The sequence below is a fragment of the Rhodanobacter hydrolyticus genome, assembly GCF_044904645.1.
The window spans coordinates 3,183,304-3,202,567 of the sequence record NZ_JADIKK010000008.1; the positions used below are offsets into that span (position 1 = coordinate 3,183,304).

A 19,264-nucleotide genomic window follows, 5' to 3' on the forward strand; every position below is an offset into this window, starting at 1 on the left:
GGGGACTGCTTGCGGCTTCAGTTCCGCTCAACTATCGCGATCGCGACTAGGCTGTCCATCCTTGACTATGTCCAGCAGCGGAGCTAGGTGCGTTTCAAAGTGCTTCCAGCGCGCCACAGAAGACTTGTAGATCGGCCGGCGAACCTGTGCTGCGCTGGCGGTGCGAACAGCGCGCTTGTTTTCATGGAAATTCAGGCAACGCGAATCCCATGGCAGTTCCAGGTAATCCAACAGGCGGCGCGCCTGACCTTCGGTGTCCGTCACCATGTCTTCGTAATGCAGCGTGAGTATCGATCCTGCCGGCAACACCTTATGCCAGTGTCTCATCAATGCGATATAGCTAACGTAGTATCGCCCGAGGCTGCCGAGCTCATAGCTGAAATCGAGGTTGTTTTTCGCAAATAGAGTGGCGTAACACGAGAAGCACGAATCCATTGGGTCGCGCATGGCGTGAATGATCTTCGCGCCGGGAAACATCTGCCGGATCATGCCGATGTGCATAAAGTTCGACATCATCTTGTCGGTGATACGCGTGGCATTGGGGGCGAGCGTCCACACCTGCTCAATATACGCCTTCCCCAGGCGCAGGAAGGCATCCTTGGAAAGGCTTGAGGCGATTTCCGGATAGCGGTTGCCAGGTAGGCCGGCCTCCGCGGCGAAGTTGAAAATCAGACTGTCCAGGTTGGGCAGCTCGCCAGCGCCATAAATATCCGGATGCGTGGAAAGAATTTGTTCGATCAGTGAGGTCCCCGAGCGCGGCATGCCGACAATAAAAATCGGTGATTTTCCCGGTAAAGCCGGGGAGGGGCGATTGGCAAAGAATTGCTCGTCAAAAACCACGCGCACGCTCTCGACAAGAATGTTTCTGTCGGACTCGCTGGGCGCCAGCTGTGCGTGTTTCAGACGGTTGCCTTGCGCATAGGCCGCAAAGGCGTCGTCATGGCGTCCGATATCCTCAAGCATCTTGCCCATGGTGAACCAATAGCGAATGCGGGAGTTTTCGGTACGGGAGGGTAGCTTGGCGACGAGTTTTTCCATGCGTTCGATTTCAACGTCGCCTGGCGAAAACCTGCGCAAAGAGGCCAGATTGAAATAGGCTTCCACCGATTCAGTGTCGATCGCCGCGGCCTTTTCGTACCACGCGAGCGCTTCATCCAGACGGCCTTGCCGATGAATGCTTCTCCCGAGATTGTTGCAGGCATCCAAATCATTGGGTTTGCAGTGCAGCATGCGTCGAAACGTTTGCTCCGCCTCGGCGAAGTGTTCCAGTTGGTACTGGAGACCGCCGAGATCGACATAAGCCCTGGCGAATCGATCATCAATGGCGATGGCTTGGCGGTATTGCACTTCAGCCTCGGCATACGCACCGAGTTCGCGCAGCGCGTTGCCGAGATTGGCGTGGCCCTCGGCGTCCTGTGGCGTCAGCGCGACGACACGGCGAAAGCTATCGGCAGCCTCGTCCATGCGCTTCAGGCCATACAGCACCACACCCAGTGCGTTATGCAGCGACGCGCCGCCAGGGTATTTCAGCAAGGCGTTTCGCAGATGAGGTTCGGCTTTGACATAGTCCCCCGCGCTCATCCGGGTAAAACCGAGATTGGCGTGCGCTTCGCTGAAATCCGGGCGCATTGCCAGCACGCGTTCATATGCTTCTATCGCTTCGCCATAGCGAAGCTGCGTGGCCAAGGCGTTACCGAGCTTGAAATGGGCATCGACAAAGTCAGGCTTGCGCGTGCACGCACGACTATAGCTTTCGGTGGCTTCGGCAGGCTCCTGCAGCGCCATCAGACTGTCACCCAACGCGACGTGCGCAACAGCGTCCCATGGTGAAAGTGCTACGGCGCGCCGCAGCACCTCAACCGCATCGGTTGAACGCCCCTGCACGTTGAGCGTGGCGCCCAGCGTTTGCCATGAGGCGCTGTGCTCGGGATACCGTTCGGTAAGCGTACGCGCCAAGGCCTCCGCTTCGACATGCTGTTTTCGGGCGATCAAGGCGATCACCGCCTCGACATGGCGTTGATCCGGAGCATGCGGTGCAGCACTGTGTGACATGGATCTGCATACCGTTGTGATGGTCGTTGTGAAGAACCGCTCAGCAGGCGCACTCAGCCTGCATAGCAGGTATGGCATAGATGGGGCGCTTTACGATTCCACCAGACTCTCGCTCGCGGTGGCGCAAAATTATGACGAATAACTGAACACGATTCGATTGATATCGATATCAGCTCATCCACATCGAGTCGTTTAGCAAGGTCGGTGCGCAAGGGCAAAGGCAAGGCAGCAAGCTGAGCCACCTGGCCAAAGCACTGATGGGGAGTCGCAATAACCTTCGGGGCGCGGTCGGCGTTCGCCACGTCAGCGGCGCAGGCGAGCGCGAGAAGGGAGCTGAATTTGGCGGTCATAGCGAGCGTGGCATCTGTTTCACGCGGAATGCAGACGAGGGCTGCGATACGCGCAATTTCTTGGCATCGCTAAAGCAACGCGGACCCGAACAGGCCTTCTGAGTCATTGCTCTCACCACAATCAGTGCGGACATTTGAACGTCTTTGGATCCTATAGATCAGCGCATCTTCAGCGTGCTATGGTCCCGCGGCCAATCGGCACCCCTGGGGAGGGGAGCATCGTTAGTTTCCTCGCAATCTCTTCTTTTACTTTCATTGACTACTTGGAGTAGCTTCCGATGAATAGAACAGATTCGATGGGAAAAAAATCAAAAAAAGGAATTTCCAGCCTGGGCCGCAAGACATGCGGCCTTCCTTTTGTCATAGCGATGGCATTTGGCGCTGCTAGCACGGCACACGCAGCGCAGTTCATGACTCATCATGTGCGCGATGTCGTGAGCCAGATGGTTGCTCATCAGGTGGGTAACTTGCCCGCCACCGAGTTGATGAGCATCGATGTGGTGCTACCAGTGCGTGATCAGGCTGGCCTCGATCAGTTCGTGGCGAATGTCAGCAACCCAAATAGTCTGCAATATCGCCAGTACGTCACACCGCAAGAGTTCACCGCACGGTTTGGTCCGGTGCAGAGTGACTATGAGACTGTGAAGAACTACTTGGCCAAGTATGGCTTCACCATCATCGGTGGCAGCCTTGACAGCATGGACATCAGGGCCGTCGGTCCTGTTTCCTCGGTAGAAGCGGCGTTCAACGTGAAGATGCATACGTATCAGCATCCCACTGAGAATCGCATCTTCTTCAGCCCAGATCGCGAACCAATGACCTCGTTGGCGATCCCGTTGTGGCACGTATCAGGACTGGACAACTATTCCATCCCACACCCGCAGCTCGTAAAGAAAGGCGAATATGCCGCGGCCCATGGCATTTCGCCGGACATGGTGGTTTCGCATGCAACCACCGGCTCAGGCCCGTCCGCCTCCTTCTTGGGTAGCGACATGCGTGCGGCCTACTACGGCAGCGGTTCACTGACTGGTGCCGGTCAGACCTTGGGCCTGTTCGAATACGCTGGTATCAACGCCTCCGACATCGCCTTGTATTACAAGAATGCCAAGGAGACGAATCCGAACAACCTCACCGTTGTCTCCACCGATGGCACTCCCACCACCTGCAGCGGCGGCAGTAGCTGCAGCAGCGACGGTGAACAGGCTCTCGATGTAACTCAAGCGCAGGGCATGGCGCCGGGCTTGGCCCATGTGATCATGTATGTCGGTGCCACCGACACTGCGATCATCAGCGCAATGACGACGACGACTGATTCCAACGGCGTGCTGCCGTTGACCATCAGCTGTTCGTGGGGCTGGACTCCGGAAGACGCGACGACGCTCGATCCCTATTTCGAAAAGATGGCGGCTCAGGGCCAGAGCTTCTTCGTTGCTTCCGGCGATTCGGGCGAATGGACCAAGACCGGGAATGCCGAATCGTGGCCGGGTGACGACGCGCACATCATCAGCGTGGGCGGCACCGATCTCACCACGTCCAGCGCAGCAGGTCCGTGGAAATCGGAAACCGCCTGGAGTGACTCTTCGGGGGGCATTTCGCCGAACGACATCGCCATTCCCACGTGGCAACAGATCTCCGGCGTGATCACCTCCACCAACAAGGGTTCAACGAAGTATCGCAATGGTCCAGATGTGTCGGCCAATGCGAACTTCACCTTCTACACCTGCGCCATGGGCAGCTGCCAAGCCAACGAATACGGCGGCACCAGTTTTGCTGCACCGATGTGGGCGGCCTTTGTCGCGCTGGCCAATCAGCAGACCGCAAGCAATGGAAGCACCGCGTATGCGGGCTTCTTGAACCCGACGATCTACGCCAACAACGCGCCTGAGGGCACGACCTACTCAAGCACCTTCCACGACATCACCAGTGGCAAGAACGAAAAGTTCTCTACCGAGAAGGGTTATGACCTGGTCACCGGTTGGGGCAGTCCGCAGGCTGCACTGATCAGCAAAATCGTTCAATAATCAAAGCAATTGCAGCACAAAAGAATCGGGCCCGGATGCATGCCGGGCCCGATTTCATTCCAAGGTTACGATGGCCCAAGCTGCGCTATTTCCCCTCGATTGGCCCTTTGCTCCGCCGTTCAAGTGCTGGGTGTTTAGAAAGAGATGGCTTGACGCCCGTATCAGAACACCAAATGTCACGTGACGCAGGGTAGACATATCCAGCGATATTGTTTGCAATCATCCATCAGGGGAGAGCAAGCCATGCACATTGGAACGCAAGGATTCGACGTATCCGATGGGTTTCGCCGCTACAAGGTAAAAGACCGTACCACTGCGCTAGCGATAGGAGGCCTCTGCTTGCCCATTCCCGGGGGCGCATCGTGCAGATTGATGCTTCATGGTGGGAACACTGGTCTATTGCTGGATGAAATGTCTAGTAGCAGCGGGGGTATGGTAGGAGATATCAGGCAACAAGCTTTTCCCGGCCTCTACACAATTAACGTTAGCGGATGCCAAGTGATCGGGCTCTTTACTTACGAGTCTGGGAAGTGGACCAGGTACTTCTTCCAGCATTGTTTGGCGGGCTACTACAACATTCAACTGGCGGCGAAAGCGATATCACTTCCGAAATTCACAGTAGGCATCGTCGCCCAGATCGGAAACGCTGGATTAGAGAGCACTGTCGATGACCTGGTAGCGAAGGTTGGTATCCCGAAAATGAATATCATCGGCTATGACGCTGGAGACGCGGGCTCGATCAATTTCGGAATCCGTCTTACAGGCGGTCCATTCGGCGGCCACTTTGGTGAAATCAGCTGAGACATCGGACGCAAAGCGAGGCGTCGGGGCTGTAGGGGCGGGGCGACCGCGAGCCAACTCGCCCAGTTCGTCACGATGAGGACGACCTCGGTGACGCCCAACTCCAGAACGATTAGTTAGGAACATGTCCGTGCTTCAGCTTCAACGAACACTTATTTCTGAGTGTTGAGAAACATTTATGGAAGGCCCCGTCTCGATGGGGCTTTCTTTTTTTGTCTGTCTCGATCGTTGAAAAAGATTCATTTGTTGGACAGTATGGCTTCGGCAATGGCCTTTAAGGCGCTTTCGGTGCCCTCGCAGGCATCGTTGGCCAGCAAGACAAAGCCTTCGTGCTGTTTTGGATAGAGCACAACTTGGCTGGACATGCCGAAGCTTCCGCCGCTGTGCGAGATGACGGGTTGGCCTTGGTCGCTCCCCAGGTTCCAGGCCATGGCTTCGCCGTCATCCGGGTTGCCCGTCAAGACCTGGTGCGAAAGGTGGATGACTGGATTGCCGTCATCCAGCTGCCAGCGGATGAAGCGCGCCATGTCTTCCGTGGACGCATACAACCCCCATGCGGCGCCCGCATTCCGCGGGTGGTACGGCGTGACGCGGCCGTAGCGGTCGTAGCCGTTGATCAGGCGCGACCGTTCGTTGCCGTCGAGCGTGAAGCCCGTGGACGCCATGCCCAGCGGTTGCGTGACGTATTGGCGCAACAGTTGATCGAACGGTTTGCTGTAGACCTTTTCCAGCCCGAGTCCGATCACCAGAAAGCCGGCATTGGAGTAGACCTGCTTTTCGCCGGGGGTGCTACGCAACCTGGTGTCGTGCAGCGCCGCCAGGAACTGTTCGCGACCGAAGCCCTGGTTGAGAGCGACCATGCGCGCATTGAAGTCAGGTGCGCTTTTGTCTGCAAAGAGGGCATCCGTGTCGGGAATGTCGCGGGGCATGCCGGAGTAGTGCGTGACCAGCGTACGCAAGGTGATCGGGTGGCCATTCAAGGCGAGATTGCTGTAGTCACCCGGTATATCGTTGCGGAAATCGCCGTCCAGACTCATGCGTCCGTCGACTATCGCTTGCGCCGCCAGCGTCGCAGTGAAGGTCTTGGTGACCGATGCGAGTTCGTAGATGCTTTGTGGCGTCGCGAGGGCGACTTTGCCGCGCGAAGTGCTTCCATAGTCGTAGAAATAGGTATGGCCAGCTTCGACCACGGCGATGGAAACGCCTACGTGGCAGCGATTGCGAAAATAGCGGATGGCGGCTTTGTCGACGGCGAGGTCCAATGCCGAATGGCGCGGGTTGTCGCTGGGCGTTCTTCCAGTCGTGGCGTACGCCGCGAAGGAAAGGGCCAAGTACAGAAACGCCGCGGCGCAAATCAGCCAACGTGCGCCAGGTCTGGGAAATGTTGCATCCCGCGCAATCTGTCCGGCCATGGCCATTCCTTCGATGCTTCGATGAGGTGCAGTTACGGCGGAGGCTCAGGCTAGCATCGCGGTCAGCACCGACACGCAGATCGCAGCGCAAACGACGAACAGGCTGTTGAGCATCAAGGTTTCGAATTTCATGGCGGTTGTCCGTTGGGTGGGTTGGTGAGGCTTTCGAGATTAGGTAGTGCAAGGCTGATGCCAGCTGCACCCATGTCTCGAGAACCGCATAACAGCGCCATTTTTAAGAGGTTGCGGAAATGCGGCGACTTGTCCGCGGACAGTTGTCCCCATTGCCCGGACAATGCGGCGCCATGGAAACAAGGAGCGGGACACATTCCTGCAGTCTTCTTCGCTGTCCCGAGGCTGGTCCTCTTTCTCGTCTTGCCGAAACAGGAAAGCCCGCCGTCATGGCGGGCTTTCCTTTGTGCCTGCACTGGAGAAGGCGGGTTCTCAGCTCATCGATTGCCGATGGCGTCGAGTTCCGCCAGCACATCGGTCGATAGTTCCAGTTCGGCCGCACCGAGGTTTTCGTGCAGGTGACCGACCGATGACGTGCCCGGGATCAGCAGGATGTTCGGCGCACGGTGCAGCAGCCAGGCGAGGGCGATCTGCATCGGCGTGGCGCCGAGGCGCCTGGCCACGCTGTTGAGCTTGTCCGATTGCAGCGGGCTGAAGCCGCCCAGCGGGAAGAACGGTACGTAGGCGATGCCCAGGTCTGCGAGGGCATCGACAAGGGCATCGTCCTCGCGTTGCACGAGGTTGTACTGGTTCTGCACGCACACCACCGGTGCGATGGACTGCGCCTGCTTCACCTGTCCAAGCGTGGCGTTGCTCAAGCCCAGGTGACGAATCAGACCTTTCTCGCGCAGTTCGGCCAGCGCGGTGAACTGCGGTTCGATGCTGCCTTCGCTGGGCTTGTGTACGTTGCCCATGATGCGCAGGTTAACCGTGTCGATGGCGTCGAGGCCGAGGTTGCGCAGGTTGTCGTGCACGGCCTGGGTCAGCTCGGCGGGGCTTTGCGCGGGGTTCCACGATGCGTCGGCACCACGCACGGCGCCCACCTTGGTCACGATGGTGAGCTTGTCCGGGTAGGGGCTGAGCGCCTCGCGAATGAGACGGTTGGTGACGTGCGGACCATAGAAGTCGCTGGTGTCGATGTGGTCGACGCCGGCCGCGATGGCTTCGCGCAGCACGGCGAGCGCGCCGGCATGGTCTTTCGGAGGCCCGAACACGCCCGGACCGGCGAGTTGCATGGCGCCATAGCCCATGCGGTGGACGGTGCGGTCACCGAGCTGGAAGGTGCCGGCTTTCTTCAGAGCGTTCATGTGCTACTCCTGACGGGGCGAGGGATGCAACGAAGTATGGGGATTGACCGGCCGATCGATAATCCATTGGAATCGGCACGGGTTGTGCGAGTAGCCGAACAATGAATGCCGACATGCAGGATCTCCTCGCTTTTCTCGCCGTGGTCCGCGCCGGCGGTTTTCGCGAGGCGGCGCGCACCAGCGATGCCTCGGCATCCAGCCTCAGCGAGGCGGTGCGCAGGCTCGAGGCCAGGCTGGGCGTGCGCCTGCTGAACCGTACCACTCGCAGCGTCGCACCGACCGAGGTGGGTACGCGGCTGGTCGAACGTTTGTTGCCCGCGCTGGGCGAGGTGGAAGCCGCGCTCGACGTGGTGAACCACTATCGCGACAACCCGGCGGGCACGCTGCGCATCAACGTGCCCGCTAACGTGGCGCGCACGGTGCTGTTGCCCATCATCACCCCCTTCCTCAAACGCTATCCCGACATCCGCATCGAGGTAGTGGTGGAGGACAGCTTCGTCGACCTGCTGGCCGCGGGTTGCGACGCGGGCATCCGTTACGACGATCGCCTGGAGCAGGACATGATTGCCCTGCCCATCGGCCCGCGGACGCAGCGCTTCGTCACTGCCGCCGCCCCGGAATACCTGGCCGCCCATGGCACGCCCCGGCACCCGAAGGATCTGCTTCAGCACCACTGCATACGTGGCCAGTTCGCGGGAGGCGCCATGCCGGTGTGGGAGTTCGAGCGCGACGGCGAGACCCTCCGCATCGACGCGCTTGGCCCGTTGCTGGTACGCCAGGGTGCGGCATTCGACCTTGCGGTGGGCGGGGCGTTGCAGGGTCTGGGGATCATCCACCTGTTCGAGGATTGGCTGCGGCCACATCTGGACAGCGGCGCTTTGCTGCCCATCCTTGAGCCTTGGTGCCAGGCCTTCAGCGGGCCGTATCTCTATTACCCGGGACGGCGCCATTTGCCGGCGCCGCTCAAGGCATTCGTGGATTTCGTGCGCCAGCAGGTTCCATCTGCGTAACGCGCGGCCTTTCACCTGCATGGCCGTGCCCGTCGCCGCAAGGCATGGCTACTGGCAACCCTCTGGCAGGTAGGCGGCTGCGATGTCCGGGCTCCGGCACATCCAGACGATGGCACCGTCCCGTCCTTCGGCCACCAGTGCCAGCCTCTTGCCGCGCAGGGCTTCGGGTGCGCCCTCTCCGAATGCGGTTACCAGCGCGGTGCCCTCGTCGATGGCCAGCACATCGAAGCCGATCAGTTCGTTGCTGGCGTATGCCTCGGCTTCTTTCAGTCCGGCCTGCATGTTGTTTTTCGGCCAGGCGCGATTGCGGTCGATGGAGTCCAGCATCTGTTGCTTCAACGGTTCGGCCAATGCCAATGCTTTGGCCACATGAATCCGCAGCGCATAAGCCTGGTAAAGCGGGATGGCGACGGCGGCGAGGACGGCGGCGCAGGGCATGCCCAGCAATACCCAGAACGCGGCCCTGGACACGGCAGGACGATCCCGCCCCGTCTGCTGCCAGCGAGCCAGCCAGGTCAATTGCGCCTGCAGGTACAGCGTGTTGAAGAAGAACAGCGTGATGGCGCCGATCCGGACCGGGAGCCGGTAAATGGCCATGTGCCGACGGATCGAGGCCGCCATGGCGAAATAGGCACCATAGAAGAGCATTCCGGAAGCCAGTTGCAGCAGCTTGCCGAGGCGTGCCATGGAAGTCAGTGGCGCCGTACCCTCCGCCGGCGGCCACGCGGGAATCAGGAAGAACGAGGCGAGGATGCCGCCCAGCGACAACCACAGCATCAGCGACGCACTGCTGCGCGGATCGATCCTGCGCACCCAACTGGCCTGGATGAAGGGCCAGACGATGGCGAAGATGCCAAGCGTGAGTACGCTGAGCAGGAAAACCCAGGTCCAGTGCAGGGACGGCGGAGGTGGCAGGTAGGCGCGATCAGCGGCCTCCTTGGGCTTGGGCTCTGAATCCCGGTCTCCCAGCCGTGACGTCGTGTCATTGCGATCCATTTCGCGTCTCCCTTGCCGGATCGCAAGATTATGCGACTGTCTTGCGATGGGGCAAGGTGCGGATCCGTTGCGCCTGACGCGCCGGTATTTGCCTGGCGTCGTGCCGAAGCGGTGCAGGAACAGGTCACCAAAGTGCGACGGTGTGGCGAAACCCGGCTAGGTCGCGATGACGGCAATTGCTCTGCGCCGTTTCGAGCAGGCGACGACCGGCTCAGGTGCAGGTGATGCGTATGAAGCGTCTCGGTTTCCGGGTCCTTCAGGATCGAACGATGCCCACCACCGGTATATCCAGCGGCCGCACATCCAGCCGCTCCGGCAACCCCATCCCCAGGCGCAGGCTGCGACCGATGCGGTCGGCATAATCCTGCATTCGTGCTGCATCGTCGTCGTCCAGCACTTCGCGGGTGGTTTCGCGCCACAGCTCCAGCCAGCGGACAAAATGACTGGCGCGGATCGCGGGCTGGCCGCGGTGCACTGCCATCGGGTTGCCGCGATAGCTCTGCGTGCCCAGCGCCACCGAACTCCAGAAACGGGTGAGCAGCGCCTTGTGTTCGGGCCAGTCATGCACGGCGGCGTTGAAAATGGGGCCGATGGAGGCGTCGGCGCGTACCTTGTCGTAGAAGCGGTCGACCAGGTTGGCGATGCGGGTTTCGTCGAGCGTAGTCATGGCTTGCTTGCCTGGTTTCTGCCGAGACGCATCGCGCCCGGTGCAGACATTTTCGCAGATGTGCATGCGCAGGGAGAGGCGCGGCGGGGGCGCCTGCGGCAATCTGTCCTTGGGCTCGGTTCCGTGCGGCCAAAGCAAAGAAGCCCGCTTGCGCGGGCCTCCTGGCTTTGAAGAGTGCGGCCATGGATGGCCGCACGTTTGATTCACGCGATCAAGGATGATCGCAAAAACACATCCTTACTTCGCCACCACGCGCACCATTTCCAGGCACTTGTTGCTGTAGCCCCACTCGTTGTCGTACCAGCTCACCAGCTTCACGAAGGTGGAGTCCAGCGCGATGCCGGCGTCGGCGTCGAACACCGAGGTGCAGGTCTCGCCGCGGAAATCGGTGGCGACCACCTTGTCTTCGGTGTAGCCCAGCACGCCCTTCAGCGCGCCCTGCGACTGCGCCTTCATCTCCGCGCAGATTTCCGCGTAGGTGGCGGGCTTTTCCAGCTCGCAGGTGAGGTCGACCACGGACACGTCCGAGGTCGGCACGCGGAAGCTCATGCCGGTGAGCTTCTTGTTGAGCTCGGGGATCACCACGCCGACGGCCTTGGCTGCGCCGGTGCTGGACGGGATGATGTTCTCGAGGATGCCGCGACCGCCGCGCCAGTCCTTGTTGCTCGGGCCGTCCACGGTCTTCTGCGTGGCGGTGGCGGCATGCACGGTGGTCATCAGGCCGCGCTTGATGCCCCACTTGTCGTGCATCACCTTGGCGATCGGCGCAAGGCAATTGGTGGTGCAGCTGGCGTTGGAGATGATCGCCTCGCCCTTGTAGCTCCTGTCGTTCACGCCGTAGACGAACATCGGCGTGTCGTCCTTCGACGGGGCGGACAGGATCACCTTCTTCGCGCCGGCGTCGAGGTGCTTCTGCGCGGTGGCCTTGTCGAGGAACAGGCCGGTGGATTCGATCACCACGTCGGCCTGCACTTCGTTCCACTTCAATGCAGCGGGGTCGCGCTCCTGGGTGAGGCGGATCTTCTTGCCGTTGACCACCAGTTGGCCACCCTCGATCGCCACATCGCCCTTGAAGCGGCCATGCACGGAGTCGTAGCGCAGCATGTAGGCGAGGTAGTCCGGTTCCAGCAGGTCGTTGATCGCGACGATCTCGATGTCGTTGCCGAAGTTCTGCACCGCAGCGCGCAGCACATTGCGACCGATGCGGCCGAAGCCGTTGATGCCGACCTTGATGGTCATGGGACAGCGTCCTCCGATTACGGGGAAGGGCGGCCGCGGAGCGCGACCGGTTAAAGACGCGATTTTAGCGGGAAACCGGCACGGCTGCCTGCGCGGCGGCAGCTATGATCGGCGCATGCATTCCACGGGTGCCTCGCCATGCCTGCCAACATCAGCTCCTTCTTCCATGCCGCCACTGGCACCTGGACGCATGTGGCCAGCGATCCCTCGACCCATGAAGCGGCCGTGATCGATCCCGTGCTGGATTTCGATCCGGTCAACGGCCGGATCGGCGCGGAGGCAGTGCGTGCTGTACTCGACCATCTGCATGCGCAAGGGCTCCGTGCGAAATGGATACTGGAAACCCATGCGCATGCCGACCACCTCACCGCTGCGGCGTGGTTGCGCGCGCAGACTGGTGCAACGCTGGCGGCAGGCGCGGGCATCGTGGAGGTGCAGGCCGGTTTCAAGCGACGGCTGGGTCTGGGCGAGGAGTTCGTGGCTGACGGCTCGGCGTTCGATCGCCTGCTGTACGACGGCGACGCATTGCCGCTGGGCGAATTGACGATCGAGGTGCTGGCCACGCCGGGCCACACCGCCGATGGCGTGAGCTATCGCATCGGCGAGGCCGTGTTCATCGGCGACACATTGTTTTCGCCGACAGCAGGTACTGCGCGTTGCGACTTCCCCGGCGGCAGCGCGGCGGCGCTGCATGCCTCGGTGCGCCGGCTGTACGCGCTGCCTGGTGATACGCAGCTGTATCTCTGTCACGACTATCCCGCTGCCGGCGCCGCTCCGCGCGACAGGGTGTCCGTACACGAACAGCGCGAGAGCAACATACATCTTTCCGCCGGTACCGCCGAAGCGGATTTCGTGGCATTGCGCGAACGCCGCGACGCTACGTTGTCGCTGCCGCGGCTGTTCTGGCCGTCGCTGCAGGTGAACATTCGCGCGGGCGAATTGCCGCCGGTGGACGGCGAAGGGCGGCGCTTCCTGAAGCTGCCGCTGGATGCGTGCGCGCTGTAGACACCGCGATCGGTCGTTTCCTGCCCAACGCGCTGGATGGCGGAATGCCGGTGAGCTGATCGGGTGTCCCGTCGCGGTTCCTCGCCGCGGGACAGCAGTTGCCGGGCGGTAGGTGCACTGATGATCCCGGCATGCTGTGGCACACTGCCGGACTCTCCATTTGTCCGAAGTGCACGCCATGAAGTTCCCTCGCCGCCTGTTGGTCGCCTCGCTGGCTGTATTCGTCGTTGCTCCCGCTGCGCAGGCCTGGGGGCCGCTGGGTCACAGCATTGTCGCCGCGCTGGCGCAGAGGCACCTGAGCCCGGCCGCCGAGGCCGAGGTGGAGCACCTGCTCGCGACCGACCACACCACCCAACTTGCCGACATTGCCAGCTGGCCCGACCAGATCCAGGACGACCCGGCGATGGCTACGCTGTGGCAACAGACGCGCAAGCTGCACTACATCAACTTCCGTGGCGGCCCGGACTGCGACTACGTGCCGCCGCGCGACTGCAGCGATGGCGAGTGTGTGGTGGACGGGCTGGCGCATTACGTGGCGATCCTCGGGGACAAGTCGCAGCCGGACGCCGCGCGCCTCGAGGCGCTGAAGTTCGTGGTGCATTTCGTGGGCGACGAGCACCAGCCCCTGCATGATGGCTATCGCGACGATCTTGGCGGCAACAAGTATCAGGTGCAGTTCGAGGGCAAGGGCAGCAACCTGCACAAAATCTGGGATTCAGGCATGTTGAAGACGCGCGGGCTGGACTGGCAGGCCTATGCGCAGAAGCTGGACGCGGAAGGTCCGGTGGCGCTGCCGCCGAACAGCTCGCCGCTGGACAATCCCTACGCGCAGTGGGCCGAGGAGTCCTGCCGCATCACGGCCGCGCCGGGCTTCTATCCGGACAGCCACAAGATCGACCAGGCCTATGTCGATGCCGAATTGCCGGTGGCCGAGAATCAGTTGCGCATCGCAGGGCGCCGGTTGGCCGAGGTGCTCAATCTCGCGTTGGCGAACTGAGCGCCTGTCCACGGTCCTCGTGTCTCCTGCGCAACCGGTTCATGGCACGGTGCCCGCGGATCGCGAACATGCGTTGACGCATTGAATGCGTCATTACATACGAATGCAGGCTGGCATGGCGCCGGGTATCTGCTAGCCTCCGTGGCTTGACCGATTTAGACGTCCATCGCCCATCAGGCCCAAGCATGACCAGCACACCGCTCCGCCGCACCAAGATCGTTGCCACCCTTGGCCCCGCCACCGACGCACCCGGAATGCTCGAAAGCATCATCGCCAACGGTGTCGATGTGGTTCGGCTCAATCTCTCGCACGGCCAGCCGGACGACCACCGCGTCCGGGCCGCCGCGGTCCGGGCCGCCGCTGCGGCAGCGGGTCGCGAGGTGGGCGTGCTTGCCGACCTGCAGGGCCCGAAGATCCGTGTGGAGAAATTTGCGAACGGTCCGATCCAGCTCGAGGTTGGCCGGCCATTCGTGCTGGACTGCCGCGCCGACGCGCCACCCGGCGACATCGATCGCGTGGGTGTGAGCTACCTCGGCCTGCCGCAGGACGTGCACCCCGGCGACGTGCTGCTGCTGGACGACGGCCTGGTGGCGCTCACCGTCAACGAGGTCGTCGGCACCGAGGTGCGCTGCACCGTGCTGGTGGCCGGCAAGCTCTCCGACCGCAAGGGCCTCAACCGTCAGGGTGGCGGCCTTTCCGTCTCCGCGCTGTCGGACAAGGACAAGGCAGACATCAAGCTCGCCGCCGAGATCGGCGCGGATTTCCTCGCCGTCTCCTTCGTGCGCTCGGCCGCCGACATGCATCTCGCGCGGCGCCTGCTGGAAGAGGCCGGCGGCAGCGCCGCGCTGGTGTCCAAGATCGAGCGTGCCGATGCGATCCCCGTGCTGGGCGAGATCATCGACGCCTCCGACGTGGTGATGGTGGCCCGCGGCGACCTGGGCGTGGAGATCGGCGACGCGGAGCTGCCTGGCCTGCAGAAAAAGATCATCCGCGAGACGGTGCAGCGCAATCGCGCCGTCATCACCGCCACGCAGATGCTGCAATCGATGGTGCGCTCGCCCATCCCCACCCGCGCCGAAGTGCTGGACGTCGCGAATGCGGTGATCGACGGCACCGACGCGGTCATGCTGTCCGAGGAAACCGCCGCCGGCGCCCACCCGGACAAGGCGGTGGCAGCCATGGCGCGCATCTGCCTGGGTGCCGAACGCCAGTTCGAACCCAAGGAAGACCTGGCCAACGTCAGCCACCACCTCAGCCGCACCGACCAGGCGATTGCACTGGCTGCGATGGTGCTGGCTGCCCAGCTCAACGTGCGCGCGATCGTGGCGCTCACCGAATCCGGCGCCACAGCGCAGTGGCTGTCGCGCTATCGCAGTGCGATACCGATCTACGGCCTGTCGCCCTTCGCGGCCGCGCGCCGGCGCATGCAGGTGCTGCGCGACGTGCGCGCGGTGGAATTCAGCCATGGCGAGAACCAGAGCATGGCCGCCTCCACCCGCGCCGCGGTGCGCCTGCTGTTCGCGCAGGGCAAGCTGGTCGAGGGCGACAGCGTGGTCATCACCTACGGCGACCGCGTCGGTCACGTCGGTGGCACCAATACGCTCAAGCTGCTTTCGGTGGGCGCGGGCGGCGCGGTGGACAATATTCGCGATCTTTGACGAGTGGCGGAAACCGCCGGGGAAGGATAAGGATGAAGACTTCTCTGTACACGGTCCTGTGCATCGCGATCCGCTTGGGTGCGGTGCTGATGGCGGTGGGACTGCTTGAGTCAGTGCCCTTGTTCCTCTGGAACTTGAATTCCAGTGATGGGCGGTTTGCAAAACTCGCCCTGGTGTTGACCGCATCGGGTCTGGCGATTGCGTTCGTGCTGTGGCTGAAGCCCGGAGTGTTGGCTTGGTGGGCTTCTTCGGGGCGCAGCAAAGGTGAAGTGTTCGAGAGCCATATCGAAGCCAACCAAATCCAGTACATCGCGTTATCTGTTCTGGGTGTCTGGCTGGCTATTTCCGGACTTGCCAGCATGACGTCGCTGGCAATCCAACTGGTGAGGCTGCACCTTCAAATCGGAGGCTATTCGGGGGCGCAGATACCCGGTGCGGTTCTGGGCAACCTGAGCCGCGCTCTGGTGACAACCGTGGCGGGCGTAGCCTTGGCGCTTGGGTCGCGTGGACTGGTCGGCTTGCTGCACCGCTTGCGCGGCTATCCGACTCAGCCGGCAGTGGCTGGTGGTGACGACGAAATCACGCCGCGCGACTAGACTGTCGCCGTCCCCAACCCCATCGGAGCATCCGTCATGCACTCACGCGCCCCACGCCTGGTCCGTTCCCTGCTGCTGGTGCCGGCGCTGCTCTGCGCCGCGTCTGCGTGGGCGCAGTCCAATCACAGGATCGATCCGCAGAACCTGTACCACTACTGGATCCGGCTCAACACCAAGGTGGATACGGACCTGCCCAATTCGGGTCTCAACCTGGACAAGCCGGGTTGCGCCGCGGTGACCTACACCATCGGTTCCGACGGTGTACCGATGAACGTGCAACTGGCCAAGCTCGTGCCCAGAAGCGACCTAGGCAACGCCGCAGTGACCGCGGTGAAGAACTTCCGTTATGGCCCCTCGCTCACCAATCGCATTGGCCAGCCCATCGACACTTACTACGTTGTGCCGTTCAACTCCCCCGAAGGTGCGGACGGCATGCAAAAGGTGATGGAGCCCTGCAAGTTGCCCGGCTACGGGCAGTAATCGGCGTCCCCAGGGCGGTTTCGCTATAATCCGCGGTCTTCCATCCCGTCGCCCGTCCGGGCGGCATCCACCTTTAGCGGGCGGATTACGCCTCGTTGCACGGAGTCGTCATGAGTATTGAAGATCTCGAAAGCGTCGCCCTGGCCATGGTGGCCCCCGGCAAGGGCATCATCGCCATCGATGAGTCGACCAACACCATCAAGAAGCGCTTCGAAGCCGTCGGCATCGAGAACACCGAGGAAAACCGCCGTGCCTACCGCGAGCTGCTGCTCACCACGCCGGGGCTCGGCGAGCACATCTCCGGCGCGATCCTGTATGACGAGACAATCCGCCAGTCCACCAAGGACGGCGTGCCTTTCACCCAGCTGATGAAGAAGGCCGGCATCATTCCCGGCATCAAGGTCGACAAGGGTCCGGTGCCGCTGGCCGGCTTCCCCGGCGACGTGGTCACCGAGGGGCTCGACGGTCTGCGCGAGCGTCTCGCCGAATACGTGAAGCTGGGTGCCCAGTTCGCCAAGTGGCGTGCGGTGATCAACATCTCCGAGGAGAACCCGAGCTCCACCACCATCGAGGCGAACTGCCACGCGCTGGCGCGCTATGCCGCGCTGTGCCAGGAAGCCGGCCTGGTGCCGATGGTCGAGCCGGAAGTGATCATGGACGGCGACCACACCATCGAGGTCAGTTACGAAGTGCACGAAGCCGTGCTGCGCAGCCTGTTCAACGCGCTGTACGAGCAGAACGTCATGCTGGAAGGCACCATCCTCAAGGTCAGCATGGTGATCCCCGGCAAGGAATCGTCCGAACAGGCCGACGTCGAGGAAGTGGCCGAAGCCACCGTGCGCGTGCTGAAGACCTGCGTGCCGGCTTCGCTGCCGGGTATCGTGTTCCTCTCCGGCGGCCAGACCGACGAGCAGTCGACCGCACACCTCAACGCCATGAACCGCATCGGGCCGCATCCCTGGCCGCTGTCGTTCTCCTATGGCCGCGCTATGCAGCAGGCTGCGCTCAAGCTGTGGGCCAAGGACATGAAGGCCAACTACGCCGAAGCACAGAAGACCGTGCACGCGCGCGCCAAGGACAACGGCCTGGCCGCGCTGGGTCGCTGGAACGGCTGAGGGGCGAGTTCTTGCGATCGTCCATGGTCGCGAGAGTGAAGCAGGCAGCCATCCGTGGCTGCCTGGCGCAAGAAAACGGGTGCCTCGCGGCGCCCGTTTTGCTTTTGCCTGATAAGGAATTTCAGAAGCGGTACTCGGCGCTCACCGAAAAAATGTGGGTGCCGATGTCGTAGCCGTGCTTGTTCATCGAGTAGTAGTCGAAGTTCGCACCCACGCTCCAGTGCTTGTTGAAGTCGTAGCCGGTGCCCAGACCGCCGTACCAGCCGAGCGATTCCTCGCTGCCGCGGTACGTTGCCGAGCCCAGATAGGAATCGTTGACCGAGAGCGTGGCTTTCAGCTTCCACTGGAAGCCGCCGGTGCGCGCCGACATGTACCAGTTGTCGTTGAAGTTGAAATGACCATCGAGGCCAAACGTCCAGCCGTCTGCCTTAAGTTTGGCGCGGTCGCCGTAGCCATCGGTCGAGCTGAGGCTGCCCAGATTGGTATAGCCGGCTTCGAAGCCGATGAGGCCCTGGTCGCGCCAGCCTGCGTTGAGGATGAAAGCGGTGTTGCTATCGGTGCCCGAAAGGCCATCGACCGTGGCCTTGTAGTGGGCAGTGCCGGCGCTGCCGTCCACGAACCAGCCATTGGTCTGGTCGGCGTGGGCGGCGGTGGCGAAGAAGCCACAGGTTGCGGCAACGAGCGGAAGCAGTTTCTTGTACATGTAGGGATTCCTTGTGCCCTGAAAAATTGTCGTGTCGCTTCGTTCCGCGACCGCGGAATGTTAAGAGCACGTTTACCGGGCTTCAAGGACCGTTAAATGAAGGAAGGGCGCCTTGCGGCGCCCTTCGCGGTTGCATCCGGCATTGACGATCCGGTCAGAAGCGGAATTCCGCGCTGGCCGAGATCATGTCGGTGCTGAGATCGACGTTGTGCTTCTTGGCGTCGTAGTAGTCGTAGTTCAGGCCGACGCTCACGTTTTGCGTGATGTTGTAGCCGATGCCGGCACCGGCATACCAGCTGTTGTCGCTCAGGCCCTTGTTGATCGGATTGACGTCGTTGCTCATACCGTGGCCGGTCCAGCTGTAAAGGCCGGCGCGGCCGCTGAGGTACCAGCTCGGGCTGAGGTCAAGATGGGCGTTGGCACCGGCAGTCCAGCCGTGCAGCTGCGACTTGCCTGGGGCGACCACCGGCTGGCTATTGAAGATGTTTTTCGCGCGGATGTTGCCCAGATCGTTGTAGCCCACTTCCGCGCCCAGCTGGAAGTTCGGCGACAGCGCCCAGCGATAGCCGCCATCGATCGCGTAGCCGGTGTCGTGGCCGTTGTCGTACGGGCCCTGGTTGATGGCGGTGCGGCCGACATTGCCGTTGAGGAACCAGTTGTTGCCATCGGTCGGTGCGCTCTGCGCGAAGGCGGCAGGAATGGCCAGCAGGCTGCTGGAGGCGAGGGCGAGGGCGAGCAAGGTCTTCTTCATGGAGAGTCTCCTGTTATTGGGAAGGCGGCGGCCGGTCGTCGGGGAAGGGAGCGGCGCCGCATGCCAGGATCCGGGGAGAACCAGGCACCCTA

17 protein-coding genes are annotated in these 19,264 nt (G+C 62.0%); 9 read left to right on the plus strand and 8 right to left on the minus strand.

The window, feature by feature from the left end:
* Window positions 1-27 precede the first annotated feature (27 nt).
* A complete protein-coding gene (locus ISP25_RS16900) occupies window positions 28-2,052 on the minus strand; it encodes a tetratricopeptide repeat-containing sulfotransferase family protein (RefSeq protein WP_404615521.1) in 2,025 nt (674 codons plus the stop codon).
* 628 nt (window positions 2,053-2,680) lie between these two features.
* Here ISP25_RS16900 and ISP25_RS16905 point away from each other — a divergent pair.
* Together ISP25_RS16905 and ISP25_RS16910 are read left to right on the plus strand one after the other, a co-directional pair.
* Window positions 2,681-4,423: a S53 family peptidase gene (locus tag ISP25_RS16905; protein WP_404615523.1), complete on the plus strand. Its 1,743-nt coding sequence runs from the start codon at window positions 2,681-2,683 to the stop codon at window positions 4,421-4,423.
* A 243-nt stretch (window positions 4,424-4,666) separates the two neighbouring features.
* Window positions 4,667-5,224 (plus strand): hypothetical protein, encoded by a 558-nt coding sequence (locus tag ISP25_RS16910; RefSeq protein WP_404615525.1) that lies wholly within the window; start codon window positions 4,667-4,669, stop codon window positions 5,222-5,224.
* 239 nt (window positions 5,225-5,463) lie between these two features.
* Here ISP25_RS16910 and ISP25_RS16915 read toward each other — a convergent pair whose 3' ends face one another.
* On the minus strand, window positions 5,464-6,636 hold the full coding sequence (locus tag ISP25_RS16915) for a serine hydrolase domain-containing protein (protein ID WP_404615527.1): 1,173 nt from the start codon (window positions 6,634-6,636) through the stop codon (window positions 5,464-5,466).
* Between the two features lie 449 nt (window positions 6,637-7,085).
* A complete protein-coding gene (locus tag ISP25_RS16920; RefSeq protein ID WP_404615529.1) occupies window positions 7,086-7,955 on the minus strand; it encodes an aldo/keto reductase family oxidoreductase in 870 nt (289 codons plus the stop codon).
* Window positions 7,956-8,056: 101 nt separating this feature from the next.
* Between ISP25_RS16920 and ISP25_RS16925 the strand changes: the two genes are divergently transcribed.
* Window positions 8,057-8,965 (plus strand): LysR family transcriptional regulator, encoded by a 909-nt coding sequence (locus tag ISP25_RS16925; protein ID WP_404615531.1) that lies wholly within the window; start codon window positions 8,057-8,059, stop codon window positions 8,963-8,965.
* Between the two features lie 48 nt (window positions 8,966-9,013).
* Here the strand turns inward: ISP25_RS16925 and ISP25_RS16930 are convergent, their stop codons facing one another.
* The 3 genes from ISP25_RS16930 to gap form a co-directional block, all read right to left on the minus strand.
* Window positions 9,014-9,961 (minus strand): pilin, encoded by a 948-nt coding sequence (locus ISP25_RS16930; RefSeq protein ID WP_404615533.1) that lies wholly within the window; start codon window positions 9,959-9,961, stop codon window positions 9,014-9,016.
* 256 nt (window positions 9,962-10,217) lie between these two features.
* A complete protein-coding gene (locus ISP25_RS16935) occupies window positions 10,218-10,628 on the minus strand; it encodes a group III truncated hemoglobin (protein WP_404615535.1) in 411 nt (136 codons plus the stop codon).
* Window positions 10,629-10,865: 237 nt separating this feature from the next.
* Window positions 10,866-11,867 carry a type I glyceraldehyde-3-phosphate dehydrogenase gene (gene gap, locus ISP25_RS16940; protein ID WP_404615537.1) on the minus strand — a complete coding sequence of 334 codons (1,002 nt, stop codon included), beginning with the start codon at window positions 11,865-11,867 and terminating at the stop codon, window positions 10,866-10,868.
* A 138-nt stretch (window positions 11,868-12,005) separates the two neighbouring features.
* Here gap and ISP25_RS16945 point away from each other — a divergent pair, with 138 nt between their 5' ends.
* The 6 genes from ISP25_RS16945 to ISP25_RS16970 all read left to right on the plus strand — a co-directional run bounded on the left by ISP25_RS16945 (window position 12,006) and on the right by ISP25_RS16970 (window position 17,718).
* Window positions 12,006-12,872, plus strand: coding sequence for an MBL fold metallo-hydrolase (locus tag ISP25_RS16945; RefSeq protein WP_404615538.1), 867 nt, complete (start codon window positions 12,006-12,008; stop codon window positions 12,870-12,872).
* 178 nt (window positions 12,873-13,050) lie between these two features.
* Window positions 13,051-13,869, plus strand: coding sequence for a S1/P1 nuclease (locus ISP25_RS16950; RefSeq protein WP_404615540.1), 819 nt, complete (start codon window positions 13,051-13,053; stop codon window positions 13,867-13,869).
* A 185-nt stretch (window positions 13,870-14,054) separates the two neighbouring features.
* Window positions 14,055-15,527 (plus strand): pyruvate kinase, encoded by a 1,473-nt coding sequence (gene pyk / locus ISP25_RS16955; protein ID WP_404615542.1) that lies wholly within the window; start codon window positions 14,055-14,057, stop codon window positions 15,525-15,527.
* Window positions 15,528-15,559: 32 nt separating this feature from the next.
* Window positions 15,560-16,123 carry a hypothetical protein gene (locus ISP25_RS16960; protein ID WP_404615544.1) on the plus strand — a complete coding sequence of 188 codons (564 nt, stop codon included), beginning with the start codon at window positions 15,560-15,562 and terminating at the stop codon, window positions 16,121-16,123.
* A 36-nt stretch (window positions 16,124-16,159) separates the two neighbouring features.
* On the plus strand, window positions 16,160-16,603 hold the full coding sequence (locus ISP25_RS16965; RefSeq protein WP_404615546.1) for an energy transducer TonB: 444 nt from the start codon (window positions 16,160-16,162) through the stop codon (window positions 16,601-16,603).
* A gap of 110 nt (window positions 16,604-16,713) precedes the next feature.
* Window positions 16,714-17,718 carry a class I fructose-bisphosphate aldolase gene (locus ISP25_RS16970; RefSeq protein WP_192158270.1) on the plus strand — a complete coding sequence of 335 codons (1,005 nt, stop codon included), beginning with the start codon at window positions 16,714-16,716 and terminating at the stop codon, window positions 17,716-17,718.
* A 121-nt stretch (window positions 17,719-17,839) separates the two neighbouring features.
* Here ISP25_RS16970 and ISP25_RS16975 read toward each other — a convergent pair whose 3' ends face one another.
* Complete coding sequence (locus ISP25_RS16975; RefSeq protein ID WP_404615548.1) at window positions 17,840-18,421, minus strand: outer membrane beta-barrel protein; 582 nt, start codon at window positions 18,419-18,421, stop codon at window positions 17,840-17,842.
* A 154-nt stretch (window positions 18,422-18,575) separates the two neighbouring features.
* Window positions 18,576-19,172: an outer membrane protein gene (locus ISP25_RS16980; RefSeq protein WP_404615550.1), complete on the minus strand. Its 597-nt coding sequence runs from the start codon at window positions 19,170-19,172 to the stop codon at window positions 18,576-18,578.
* Window positions 19,173-19,264 lie beyond the last annotated feature (92 nt).